15 protein-coding genes are annotated in these 11,883 nt (G+C 69.6%); 3 read left to right on the top strand and 12 right to left on the bottom strand.

From position 1 onward, the window contains the following. Positions 1-54: 54 nt before the first annotated feature. From H0B54_RS26415 to H0B54_RS26435, 5 genes are all read right to left on the bottom strand, one after another. Complete coding sequence (locus H0B54_RS26415) at positions 55-837, bottom strand: lysozyme family protein (protein ID WP_188262799.1); 783 nt, start codon at positions 835-837, stop codon at positions 55-57. Position 838: 1 nt separating this feature from the next. Next, entirely contained in the window at positions 839-1,105 is a 267-nt protein-coding gene (fliQ, locus tag H0B54_RS26420) for a flagellar biosynthesis protein FliQ (protein WP_035682228.1), read from the bottom strand. 113 nt (positions 1,106-1,218) lie between these two features. Then, positions 1,219-1,596 (bottom strand): flagellar hook-basal body complex protein FliE, encoded by a 378-nt coding sequence (gene fliE, locus H0B54_RS26425; protein ID WP_188262800.1) that lies wholly within the window; start codon positions 1,594-1,596, stop codon positions 1,219-1,221. 14 nt (positions 1,597-1,610) lie between these two features. Beyond that, complete coding sequence (gene flgC, locus H0B54_RS26430) at positions 1,611-2,030, bottom strand: flagellar basal body rod protein FlgC (protein WP_188262801.1); 420 nt, start codon at positions 2,028-2,030, stop codon at positions 1,611-1,613. Between the two features lie 20 nt (positions 2,031-2,050). Beyond that, positions 2,051-2,443, bottom strand: a complete 393-nt coding sequence (locus tag H0B54_RS26435; protein ID WP_211109570.1) for a flagellar basal body protein — start codon at positions 2,441-2,443, stop codon at positions 2,051-2,053. Between the two features lie 125 nt (positions 2,444-2,568). Between H0B54_RS26435 and fliI the strand changes: the two genes are divergently transcribed. Together fliI and H0B54_RS26445 are read left to right on the top strand one after the other, a co-directional pair. Further along, on the top strand, positions 2,569-3,909 hold the full coding sequence (gene fliI, locus H0B54_RS26440) for a flagellar protein export ATPase FliI (protein ID WP_188262802.1): 1,341 nt from the start codon (positions 2,569-2,571) through the stop codon (positions 3,907-3,909). After that, positions 3,906-4,496 (top strand): hypothetical protein, encoded by a 591-nt coding sequence (locus H0B54_RS26445; RefSeq protein ID WP_188262803.1) that lies wholly within the window; start codon positions 3,906-3,908, stop codon positions 4,494-4,496. Before fliI ends, H0B54_RS26445 begins: the two co-directional genes overlap by 4 nt. Positions 4,497-4,502: 6 nt before the next feature. Here H0B54_RS26445 and H0B54_RS26450 read toward each other — a convergent pair whose 3' ends face one another. Then, positions 4,503-5,375: a LysR family transcriptional regulator gene (locus H0B54_RS26450; protein WP_188262804.1), complete on the bottom strand. Its 873-nt coding sequence runs from the start codon at positions 5,373-5,375 to the stop codon at positions 4,503-4,505. A gap of 305 nt (positions 5,376-5,680) precedes the next feature. Between H0B54_RS26450 and H0B54_RS26455 the strand changes: the two genes are divergently transcribed. Continuing rightward, on the top strand, positions 5,681-6,868 hold the full coding sequence (locus H0B54_RS26455) for an MFS transporter (protein ID WP_188262805.1): 1,188 nt from the start codon (positions 5,681-5,683) through the stop codon (positions 6,866-6,868). 24 nt (positions 6,869-6,892) lie between these two features. Here the strand turns inward: H0B54_RS26455 and H0B54_RS26460 are convergent, their stop codons facing one another. From H0B54_RS26460 to H0B54_RS30335, 6 genes are all read right to left on the bottom strand, one after another. Continuing rightward, positions 6,893-7,927, bottom strand: coding sequence for a hypothetical protein (locus H0B54_RS26460; RefSeq protein WP_014199647.1), 1,035 nt, complete (start codon positions 7,925-7,927; stop codon positions 6,893-6,895). Between the two features lie 88 nt (positions 7,928-8,015). Continuing rightward, positions 8,016-8,810: a DUF1217 domain-containing protein gene (locus tag H0B54_RS26465; protein WP_188262806.1), complete on the bottom strand. Its 795-nt coding sequence runs from the start codon at positions 8,808-8,810 to the stop codon at positions 8,016-8,018. After that, on the bottom strand, positions 8,807-9,184 hold the full coding sequence (locus H0B54_RS26470) for a FlaG family protein (RefSeq protein WP_188262807.1): 378 nt from the start codon (positions 9,182-9,184) through the stop codon (positions 8,807-8,809). The genes H0B54_RS26465 and H0B54_RS26470 overlap by 4 nt, the downstream gene beginning before the upstream one ends. Positions 9,185-9,189: 5 nt before the next feature. Then, positions 9,190-9,627: a flagellar biosynthesis repressor FlbT gene (locus H0B54_RS26475; RefSeq protein ID WP_188262808.1), complete on the bottom strand. Its 438-nt coding sequence runs from the start codon at positions 9,625-9,627 to the stop codon at positions 9,190-9,192. After that, on the bottom strand, positions 9,617-10,009 hold the full coding sequence (gene flaF / locus H0B54_RS26480) for a flagellar biosynthesis regulator FlaF (protein WP_119510515.1): 393 nt from the start codon (positions 10,007-10,009) through the stop codon (positions 9,617-9,619). Before flaF ends, H0B54_RS26475 begins: the two co-directional genes overlap by 11 nt. Positions 10,010-10,119: 110 nt before the next feature. Further along, a complete protein-coding gene (locus tag H0B54_RS30335) occupies positions 10,120-11,364 on the bottom strand; it encodes a flagellin N-terminal helical domain-containing protein (protein ID WP_094306592.1) in 1,245 nt (414 codons plus the stop codon). Between the last annotated feature and the right edge of the window lie 519 nt (positions 11,365-11,883).

An 11,883-nucleotide genomic window follows, 5' to 3' on the forward strand; every position in this document is an offset into this window, starting at 1 on the left:
GCGGCACCGTTGGTACGCTAGCGCCCCGCGGTAAAACCGGCTTTTAAGTCTGCGCTACTCGGCTGTTGGCAGCAGCGGCCGCACCGCCGCGTTGGCGTAGAGGCTGGACAGGAAGGACAGGCGGCCAAGCTCGGCCTTGCCCCAGGCGGGCAGCGCGCCGGGGGCGGCCTGGGATGCGGCGGCCTGGGGACCGGCGGCCAGCGCCTTCAGGTAATCCATGGCACCGGCCACCCAGCGCCGGTTGCCGCCGACCCGTTCGCGGTAGGCCGCCCCGCGCTCCGACTGGGCGGAGTGGTAGCGGGCGATGGCGGCGTCCAGCGATCCCTGCGCGCGGTGCAGGTCGCCGAGGAAGCGCGCGGCGTAGCGGGCGTTGGCGCGCGGGTCGAAGGCTGTCTCCAGGTCGGGGAAGGCGTCGGGGTGCCATTTCAGATTGACCTGGAGACAGCCGACGTCGATGGAGCGCGTGCCCCGCGCCTGCGCGGCGCGCACGAAGGCGATGGCCTCCTCCCGCGTCGGAAAATAGTGGGAGGCGCCTTCGGTGTTGACGGTCCAGGGCCAGACGGTGAACAGGCGGTCCGTGGTCATCCGCCCGGCCTCGGTGAAACCCATGGCGAGCAGCATGTGGTCGGTCACCCCCGCCTCGCGCTCCGCCGCCAGGATGGCGTCGATGCAGGCGGCCTCCGGCGGCAGGCTGCGAGCAGGGAGGGCACGCGGCGCGTAGAGGGCGGTGGACCATGTCCCGATCTGCGCGGCCGGCGGCTTCACGTCCGCGGCGGTCGCGGTTCCGGCCAGGAGCCCGGCCAAGAGCAGCATCGCCAGTCCGGCCAGCCGGCGCATGTCACCGCACCGAGACGATCAGACTGCCCAGCCGGTCGGCGTAGGTGGTGAGCGCACCGTACATGAAGGGCAGCGCCAGCACGGTGGTGACCAGGATGGCGACGATCTTCGGGACGAAGGTCAGCGTCATCTCCTGCACCTGGGTCAGCGCCTGGACCAGCGAGATCGCCACGCCGACCAGGACCGCAACGACCAGCGGCGGGGCGGCGATCAGCAGCATCGTCCAGATGCCCGTGCGCAGGACTTCCAGCACGTCGGCTTCGTTCATGGGGGTTCTCCTGGGGAGCGGTTGCCCCCACCCTTCCCGCTTCGCGGGCCCCTTCCCTCCCCCGCTCAGCGGGGGAGGGCCGGGGTGGGGGCAATACGTCCCGACGAATGCGCTCAAATCGCCATCCGCATGACGTCCTGATAGGCCTGCACCATGCGGTCGCGGATCGACACCACCGTCTGCACGGTCATCTCGGCGGCGAGCACGGAGCGCACGACCTCGTGCGTGCCGGCCTTGCCGGCGACGGCGGCGACGGACATGCGCTCGCCCTCGTTCAGCGTCTCCACCGCCTGCAACACCTGACGGTCGAGAAAGGCGCCGAAGCTGCTCTCCGCCGCCGACGACGCTGAGGCCGCCGTCTCGGCGGACGGCGATGCCGCGGAAGCCGCCGCGGTGGGCGGGGTGGCGAGCGAGGCGGCGGGCGCCGGCTGGGCCAGGGGCGCGCGGTGGAGGTTGTAGGCGGCGGCGGCGCGGCCGATGGGTTCGATCATGCTCTTGGGTCTCCTCAGCCGCGCAGAAGGTCGATCATGCGGCTCATCATGCTGCGCGACTGCTCGATGACGTTGACGCTCGCCTCGAAGGACCGGCTGGCCTCGCGCATGTCCATCATCTCGATCAGCGGTTGGACGTTCGGGCGCTTGACGTAGCCCTTCTCGTCGGCGGCGGGGTGCGAAGGCTCGTAGACGAGCTGGAAGTCGCTGCGGTCGCGCCCGATTTGCTTGACCTTCACGAGTTCCGAGCCGGCGGCGTGGTCCATCGTGGTCGCGAAGGAGACGGTCTTGCGGCGGTAGGGATCGCCGCCCGCCGTCATGGCGGTGGAATCGGAATTGGCGATGTTCTCGGCGACCACGCGCAGCCGGGTGCCCTGCGCCTGCAGGCCCGAACTGGCGATCCGCATCGTCGCGGCCAGGGGATCGGTGAGCATGGGAAGGACTCCGGATATCGTCAGCCGGCGCGCCAGGCGGCGCGCAGGATTTGCAGGTTGCGCTGGAACAGGCCGGCGGTCAGGGCGAAGGCGTCGCGCGTCTCGCTGCCCTTGGTCATCTCCTGCTCAAGCGACACGGCGTTGCCGTCCGGCGTGGTTTCCCACTGCTCGGGCTTGCGCGCCTCCTGCACCGCGCCGGACGGGTTGAAGCCGGTCAGGTGCATGGGCGAGGTGAGCGCGGGCGCCACCGCTTGCTGGCCGTCCATCAGCGCCGCGAAGGGCTTCAGGTCCTTCGGCTGATAGCCGGGCGTGTTCGCGTTCACGACGTTGGCAGCGATCAGCTTCTGCCGCTCCGCCAAGTAATCGAGGCGCGCACCGGTCAGCCGGAACACCGAAATATTGCTAAAATCCATTGGAACGGCCTTATCGCGAAGCCGGAAAGCAAGGCAGGGCCAAGATGACTCCCGGCGTTTAAAACCGGATTTAAAATCCTCGTGTCAGGATCGAGCCGTTCCGACACGGCGGAGACGTCCCGGCAATGCGCGTGCTTTCCAACCTTCTGTCCGAGATCGAGCGGATGCCGACCCGATCCTGGCGCGGCGAGATCCGCAGCGCCACCGGCATGACGCTGGAGGTGGAGGGGCTGCGCCGCGTGCTGGCGGTGGGCGACAAATGCTGGGCGGAGACGGCGCGCGGCCAGCGGCTGCTGTGCGAGACGATCGGCTTCCGCCAGGGCCGCACGCTGCTGATGGCCTTCGACAATCTGGACGGCGTGGCGGAGGGATGCGCCGCCGTCACCGACGACACCGCCTTCACGCTGCGCCCCGGCCCCGGCTGGCTGGGCCGCGTCGTCAACGCGCTGGGCGAACCGATCGACGGGCATGGCCCCTTGCGCAACGGCCACCACGCCCGCCCGCTGCGCGCCGCCCCGCCGCCGGCCTACGCGCGCCGCCGGGTCGGGGCGAAGATGGACACCGGCGTGCGCGCCATCGACGTCTTCACGCCGATCTGCCGCGGCCAGCGCATGGGTGTCTTCGCCGGGTCGGGCGTCGGCAAATCGACGCTGCTGTCCATGTTCGCCCGCCACGCTGGAGCCGACGCCATCGTGATCGGGCTGGTCGGGGAGCGTGGGCGCGAGGTGCAGGAGTTCATCCAGGACGATCTGGGGGCGGACGGCCTCGCCCGCTCCGTCGTCGTGGTCGCCACATCGGACGAGCCGCCGCTGATGCGTCGGCAGGCCGCCTATCTCTGCCTGACCGTGGCGGAGGAGTTGCGCGACCGCGGCCTGCACGTCCTCTGCCTGATCGACAGCGTGACGCGCTTCGCCATGGCCCAGCGCGAGATCGGGCTGGCCGCCGGGGAGCCGCCGACCGCCAAGAGCTACCCCCCCAGCGTCTTCGCCGAACTGCCCAAGCTGATGGAGCGCGCCGGGCCGGGACGGGAGGGCCAGGGCGACATCACCGGCATCTTCACCGTGCTGGTCGACGGCGACGACCATGACGAGCCGATCGCCGACGCGGTGCGCGGCATCCTCGACGGCCACGTCGTGCTGGACCGCCGCATCGCCGAGCAGGGGCGCTACCCCGCCGTCAACGTGCTGCGCAGCGTGTCGCGCCTGCTGCCCGGCTGCCACACGGCGGAGCAGAACGCCCTGCTGCGCCGCGCGCGGAGCCTCGCCGCCACCTACGACAACATGCGGGAGCTGGTGCGCATCGGCGCCTACAAGCAGGGCACCGACGCGGAGGTGGACGGTGCCGTCGCGCTGAACCCGGCGCTGGAGGAGTTCCTGCGCCAGGGCAAGGACGACGCCACGCCGTCCCTCGACTCCTTCCGCCTCCTCGACCGCATTCTCACCGCCCCCACCGGAGTCGTCCCATGACCAACGCCACCACGCTCGCCGCCCGCGCGCTTGCCCCGACCACCGTTCCGGCCAAGCCCGCCGCCGCCAAGCCGGAGGCGGACCTCAGCCTGGGTTTCGGCGACCTGCTGGACGCGGTGAATCCCCTTCAACACCTGCCGGGGGTGTCGCAGGTCTACCGCCACGCCACCGGCGACGAGATCGGCCTGCCGGCGCGGCTGGCCGGCGGCTTTCTGTTCGGCGGCCCCATCGGCCTGCTGGGCAGCGCCGCCATGGCCGCCTTCGAGGCGGTGACCGGCGACGATCCGCTGGGCCACCTCGTCACGCTGGCGGAGGGCGGCGCGGAGGAGACGAAGGCCCCGGCGAAGGAGACGCCTCCCAACGCCCCGCCCCTGCCCTTCCTCGCCGGTCCGGCGCAGGAGCCGACGGCGGATCATCGCCCGTCCCCCGCCGTGCTGGCGGAAGCGCTCGCCCGCAAGACGCCGAGCACCGACGCCACGGCGGATGCACCGGTGCCCAAGGCCGAGCAGCCCGCCCCGCAAATCCTGGCGAAGCTCTATGAGCTGCACGCCACCCAGCCGGCGGACCGCCCGGCCGTCCGGCTCTGACCCCGGTCAGCGCAGCGCCCTCGCCAGCGCGTCCATGAACAGCCGCACCTTCGGCGGCACGAAGCGCGCGGAGGGGTGGACGCCCCAGACCGCCAGCGGCTCCAACGCTCCGTCGGACAGGCGGAGCGCTGCCAGCGTGCCGCGCGCCACCTCCTCCCGCACGTCCCACTCGGACAGCACCGCGATGCCGAGCCCGGCGAGGCAGATGTCCCGCAACCCCTCGATGGAATTGGCGGTGAAGCGGCCGCGCACCCGGATGCGCCGCTCCCGCCCGTCGCCCACGAAGCTCCAGTGGGTCGCGCCGGACAGGCACAGGCACTCGTGCTCCACCAGATCCGCGACGGCGGCGGGCGTCCCTCGCGCCGCCAGATAGCCGGGCGTGGCGTAGAGCCCCCGCGGGTTGTCGGCCAGCCGCCGCGCGATCAGCGCGCTGTCCTTCAGACTCGCGATGCGGATGGCGAGGTCAATCCCCTGCCCGACGATGTCCACCACCGTGTCGGTCAGCAGCAGATCGACCGAAACCTGCGGGTTGTCCTTCAGAAAGTCCGCGACCACCGGCACCACCACCTTGCGCCCGAAGGCGGCGGAGGCGGTCAGCCGCAGCAGCCCCGACGCCCCGGCGGAGGACGGGCGGACACTGGCCCGCGCCGCCGCCTCGTTCTCCAGCATCGCCTGGGCGAAGGGCAGCATCGCCTCCCCCTCCGGCGTCAGGGCGAGGGAGCGGGTGGTCCGCTGCATCAGCCGCGCGCCCATGGCCTCCTCCAGCGCGGCCAGCCGCCGGGTCGCCATCAGCGGCGAGATGCCCAGCCGCCGGGCGGCCCCGGCCAAGCTGCCCGCCTGGGCGGCTTCCACCAGAACGGCGAGTCCGGCAAGGTCCATTGCTTCACATTCCGACATACAGGCCATTCATTCTGCATGACTGATGCGGATTGTGAAAGTGCGATAGGGTCTGTTTCAGAAATCATCGTCTTGGACTTCCGTAACCCTCTCCCCTCTGCTCACGCGCAAACTTCGTTTGCGCTGACGCGACAGGCGGACCTTTGGTCCGCCGAAAGCGGGGAGAGGGTGGCCCGCAGGGCCGGTGAGGGGGATGCGCTTTTGCCGAACACACCAACACGCGCAACCCCCTCACCCTAACCCTCTCCCCAGAGGGGAGAGGGGATCTTGGGAAAGGATTGTGGATTATGAGCATCGCCGACACAGTTTCCTCCCACGCACCGGAGCAGACCCGGCTCGGCCGAGGGCTGACCTTCGCGATGGCGACCGCCGCGGGGCTGGCCGTCGCGAACATCTACTACAACCAGCCCATGCTGGGCCTGATCGAGGGTGACCTGCCCGGCCCGCTGACCGGCATGATCCCAACCGCCACGCAGTTGGGCTACGCCGCCGGCCTGCTTCTGCTGGTGCCGCTGGGTGATCTGGTGGAGCGGCGGCGGCTGATTGTCGGGCAGTTCCTGCTCCTGGCCGCGGCGCTGGTCGCGACAGCGCTGGCGCAGGGTCCCGCCCTGCTGGTCGCCGCCTCGCTGCTGCTCGGCGTCTCGGCCACGGTGGCGCAGCAGATCGTCCCCTTCGCCGCCCATCTCGCCTCGCCGCAACGGCGCGGGGCGGCGGTGGGAACCGTCATGTCGGGGGTGCTGACCGGCATCCTGCTCAGCCGCACGCTGGCCGGCTTCGTCGGGACGCACGAGGGCTGGCGCGCGATGTTCTGGCTGGCCGTGCCGCTGGCGCTGGCTGCGGCCGCGCTGATGGCCGTCATGCTGCCGCGCAGCCACCCGAACGCCACCTTGCGCTACCCGGCGCTGATGCGCTCGCTGGTCGATCTGTGGCGGGAGTTTCCGGCCTTGCGGCTGGCCGCCGTCACCCAGGGGCTGCTGTTCGCCGCCTTCACCACCTTCTGGACCATCCTGGCGCTGCGTCTGGCCGAGCCGCGCTTCGGCCTGGGCGCCGACGCGGCGGGGCTGTTCGGCGTCGTCGGCGCAGTCGGCATCCTGGCGGCCCCGATGGCCGGGCGGATCGCCGACCGCAGCGGGCCGCACCGGGTGATCCTGCTGGGCACGCTGCTGACGCTCGCCTCCTGGCTGCTGTTCGGGCTGTGGACGTCGGTCGCCGGTCTGGTCGCCGGGGTGATCCTGCTCGACTTCGCGGTCCAGGCGGCCCTCGTGTCGAACCAGCACATCGTCTACGCCCTGCGCCCCGAGGCCCGCGCCCGGCTGAACACCATCTTCATGGGCGGCATGTTCCTGGGCGGCGCGCTGGGGTCGAGCGCTGCGACGCTGGCCTGGAACGCCGGGGGCTGGACCGCGGTGACCGGCCTGGGCATCGCCGTCGCCGCGGCGGCCACCGCCCTCCAGCTCGCCGCGCGGCGCCGGTAGGAGATCTGTGGAATGCCGGGGGCCTCAGCGCCCCCCGCTCCGCGCCGAGCGTTCCAGGGAGCGGATGTGGGACAGACCCGGCAGGATCTCGGAGCGGATGAACTCCAGCCGGCGCACCGGGCCGCCGCCGCTGGAGAAACGGGCCTTCCACAGGGCCATCTTCACCGCCAGCCCGCACAGCACCCCGCCGATGGTGACGTGATGGTTGGTGATCAGGTCGCGGATGCTGCGGAAGCTCTGGGCGTTGATGTTGCGCCAGAAGTCCTTGGAGCGGTTGTCGAAGCTCTCGAACCGTCCGGTGATCGAGGCGGCGATCTCCGTCAGGTCGCGCCCCACCTCGTCGAGCATCCGGGCGTGGCGGGCGTCGCGGCGGACCTCGCTGAAGCCGCGCACCGCGTCCATCCAGGCCAGGAAGGCCTGCACGTCGGGCACGATCTCGTCCAGGCACTGCTTGAAATAGGCCAGCGACAGGAAGATGTCGCCGTATTCCTCTAGGAAAGCCGGGATGTCGGCCATGGCGATGTCCAGCCGGTCGGCCATCATGGTCAGCCGGCGACGCACCTCCGCCAGATCGGGCTCGGCGAACAGGCGGATCAGGTCCTCGACATTCTGCACCTGCACGTCGTCGCTGCCGTAGACGCTTTCGATCAGCGGCCGGGTGAAGACGCGCATGTAGCGGGTGAGCTGGTCCTTCCGGCGCTGCGACAGGCGCAGGGCGGCGTGCTCGTCCACCGCGATCTTCAGGCGGCGCAGCTCGATGCGCAGGGAATAGACGTCGAAGCTGGCGGCCTGGGCGATCTGCCCGATCATCAGCAGGTCGCGGTCCAGCTCGGGCGAGCGGTTGCCGAAATGCAGCGGCAGCTGGCTGGGCATCACCTGCCCGCTGCCGGCGTGGACGTCGTTGAACAGCTCCACCACCGTCTGGAGCCGGACGTTCTTGATCAGCCGCGCTCGGCGCAAGCCCGGAGTCTCCAGCGGCAGGATGGTCATCGGCAGGATATGAAGGGAGTCGCGGGCGGTGTCCTCGTCCCGGTCGTCCGGACCGGGCAGCAGGGCCACGACGTGCGGCCAGGCACCCGGCGGCCTGGCCTGTCGGCTCGGCTGCACAGCCAGTCTCCTGGAATTCGCCCTGCCGGAACGCCGCCGCTCAGAAGCGCGGGAAGTTCAGCAGCGACATGGTGATGGACGGGTCGATGGCGATGATCGAGGAGCGTCCGCGGCTGCTGATCGGCCCGATGTAGGGGAGGTTTGTCGAGGCTCCCGCGGGCGCGCCGTTCTTCAGGTCGTACATGGCCGAGAAGCGGTCCAGGAACTTCCCGAGCTTGGCCGGGTCCTTGAAGTCAGCGATGTCGAAGCGCTTCTTCAGCTTGTCGACCAGCCGGTCGAGGTCGCCCAGCGCCGACTGCTCGGGGATGTCGAGCGCCGTGAAGACCACCTTCTGGAGCGCGCGGTCGGCCATCACCTGATACCAGTTGGTGATGCGCGGCGCCTTGCGGTCGAAGTAGAGCGCCAGACGGACGGCGGGATTGCTCTCCTCCGCCTTCACCTCCAGCGACACGTCGACGTAGCGGTCCACGATGGCCTTGACGATCGCCGGCTCCTTCAGCGTGGCGCCGCCCGTCTCCTTGAAGGACAGGACGGTGGCCATCTCCTTGAACTTGGCGTCGTTCATGCGGTTGGCCAGCGCCTCCGGGTCCTGCACCCCCTGGTCCAGCACCTTGCGGATGAGGGCGCGCGCGTAGGTCTGGCTTTCCAGGTCGAAGGCCACCATGACGAAGCGGTAGAGCTTGTCGTCCTTCAGCAGTTCCTCGGCGCTGGATATCTTGCCGATGTTGGCCTCGAAATAGGCGATGTTGCGCTTCACGTCGGGCCGCGAGCGGATCATCGCGTCGTGGCGGTCCTGGTTGCGGACGATCTGGCGATAGTCCTGGAGCGTGCTCATGCCTTCACCTCCGGGGCCTTTGGCCGCCCGCTCTCCTCCGCCGCATCCTCCGCCGGGTCGGCGTAGGAGGGCGGGATGCGCAGGATCACCTCGCCGGTGTGGGTGTCGAGCACCTCGGTGGACAGGCGGCCCGTGCCGGGGTCGAGGTTGACGCGGTAGGGCGGGATGGGGTCGGGCTGGCGGCGGTTGTCGGATTCCGCCGACGCGCGGGCTTCCTCGACCACCTCGGTGGCCTTGGCGGCCTCGGCCTGGGCGGCGCGCAGCCGGTCGGCCTGGCGCTGGCGGGCTTCGGCGATCAGGTCGGCGCTGGCGGTGCCGCGCTCGCCGTTGACGCCGGACACGCCGCCGGTCAGTCCCTGGATGGGTGCGGGCATGGCGGTCACGCCTCCACGCGAGTCTCGGGAGCGCGCTCCTCCCGCGGGGGGCGCTGCGCGTTCAGCAGCCCGTCCTCATAGGCCATCACGGGCCGCAGGCAGGCCAGCGCCTTGTAGTAGTCGCGATCGCTGACGTTGCGCATCGCCTGCATGATGCGGTCCTGCATCTCCGGATGCATGAAGGCCGTGTAGAGCTTCGCCATCATGCCGGCGACGACGCTGCCGTACTCCTCCGCGGCCTGGGGGTCCAGCAGCATGCTCTGGATCACGAAGTAGGCGCGGCGGACCGGGGTGTCGGCCTCGTCCTCCTGCATGATGTCGCTGCCGCGGATGATCTGGGCGAAATTGCTGACGGTCAGCGTGTAGCGGCGGTTCTCGTTCTGCACGACGCAGCCGTTGATGACCACGCGCTCGCAGGGCTTGAGGCGGAGCTTAAGCGCCATGGGCGGCCTCCATCGGAGCGGGGGCCTCCGTCCGGGCGACGCCCTGCAGGCCGCGCATGACCGACCGGTTGATGTCGATCAGCGTGCCCGCGTCGGCCTCGCCGCGCAGCACCTGGGTGGTCTGCCGGGCCACCGAGAAGGACAGCGAGACCAGCCCGGCGCGCAGCGCCTCGGGCAGCGCGTTGCCGTCCTCCAGCAGGTCGGCGCGCAGCGTGTTCCAGAGTTCCAGGTTGCGCCACAGCGCGTCCTTCAGCGCCGCCGACCGCCAGCCGGCGTCGCGGTTGGCCTCCAGGTCCAGGGTGATGCGGAGGAAGACCAGATATTCGATGCGGCGCGGGTCTTCGCACTCGGCCATCGTCTGCTGGTAGGCGGCGATGCTCATGGTCGCACCTTATGCAACGCGCACGGGGGCGCCGGAATGGGGCTTGGGCTGGATCGGAAAGGAGAAAGAGGCCGGCGCCCCCTCGGGAGAGGGGCGCCGGCCGGACCGGGTTAGCGGAACAGCGAGAGAATGTTCTGCGGACCCTGGTTGGCGATCGACAGCGCCTGGGTGGCGAGCTGCTGCTGGACCTGGAGGGCCTGCAGGCGGCTCGATTCCTCGTTCATGTCGGCGTCCACCAGGGAGCCGATGCCCTTGTTCATCGAGTCGGTCAGCTTCGACACGAAGTCGTTCTGCACCGACACGCGGTTCTCGATGGAACCGATCACCGCGGCCTTGCCGATGGCCTTGTCGAGCAGGCCGTTGATGACCTCGAGCGACTTGGTGGCGTTGGAGGTCACGTCGATCTGCGTCAGGTCGGCCAGGCCGCCGAAGGCGTCGCTTTCCTTCGAGCCGACCCACAGGCTGTCCACCTTGGCGGTGAAGTTGCCGTCGGTGTTCAGGTCCTGGTCGGTGAACTCCAGCTTGTCGCCGTTGAAGGCCACCTGGAAGTCACCGCCGGCCGTGGTCAGGGCCGCGTTGACCGCGGTCTCGATCAGGCCCTGGGTGGTCGCCAGGTCCGTGGTGTAGTCGATGGCCGACAGGTCCACCGTCACGGCGGTCTTCGTGCCCGCCTCGTTGGTGACGTTCAGGGTCAGGTTGCCCAGGCCCAGGTTCTGGCCGTCGATGAAGGTGGTGTCCGGCGCGCCGATGGCGATGCCGACGCTGGCCTTCAGGTCGTTGGTGGAGTCCACCTGCTGCTCGATCGTGGCCTTGCCGACGATCGAGGTGACCTGCATGTCCTGGCGCTGGAAGCTGATGTAGCTCGGATCGACCGTGCCGGCGCTGCGGCTCAGCGACGCCAGGATGTCGACGTTCTGGTCCTTGGCCGTGCCGTCGTTGGAGTAGGTGATGCGCAGCAGGTTGTCGCCGTTGAAGGAGGCGTCGGCGGCGGCACCCTTCACCAGCTTGACGAGCTGGTCGATGTCGTTCTGGATGAGCGACTTGTCGACGCCGTTGGTCTGGCCGGCGATGACGCGGGCCTTCAGCGTCTGAAGGTTCTCGACGATGTTCTTGGAGGCAACCGACGCGGTGTTGGTCGTGCCCGAGCCCAGCTCCAGCGATTCCTTCACCGCCTTGAAGCCGGCGACGTCGGCGCGCATGGTGGTCGCAATCGACCAGTAGGCGGCGTTGTCCTTGGCGTTGTTGACCTTCAGACCGGTCGAGATGCGATCCTGGGTGGTCGCCAGATCGTCGGTCACACGGCGCAGCGTCTGCAGCGCGGTCATCGCCGAGGTGTTGGTCATGATCGAGGCCATGTGTATCTCCATTCGCGAGATGCAGAGCGCCTTTCTGACGCTGGGGCCGGGCTGCGCGGGCCTTCCCACTTGGTTTTTATGGGCGCGCAACCGACCATTCGACTGTGACCGACCTCGTTTAAACCGGAGTAAAAAACCGCAGCATTTCCAAGGTGGCGCATTCGTCTTTCAAAGATGGGTATCTTTTAAAAGTAATCGCGCATTTTATAAAAATGCGGCGACCGCACAGGGCGGCTCAGCCGCCGTGCCCCGAAGGGCTGCGGCCGTGGCGTCTTTCAAATGTCGGAAGCAGAGCGTCGGGCAGGACTGCGAATCGAAGGGGACTTTGAAATTAAGACGCCGTCACTCCGCGGCGACGAGACAGCCGGGGTGCAGGCCGGACGCGGCGAAGGGGATGGCCGGAAAGCGGCGGGCGGCGGTCGCGGGTGCAGCGGCCGAAGCGGCCTCTTCATGCTCGGGCGGGGCTTCGAACTTGTAGCCGCGTCCGTAGACGGTCTCGATGTAGCGGGCGCCGCCGGT

The sequence above is a fragment of the Azospirillum tabaci genome, assembly GCF_014596085.1.
Taxonomy (GTDB): Bacteria; Pseudomonadota; Alphaproteobacteria; order Azospirillales; family Azospirillaceae; genus Azospirillum; species Azospirillum tabaci.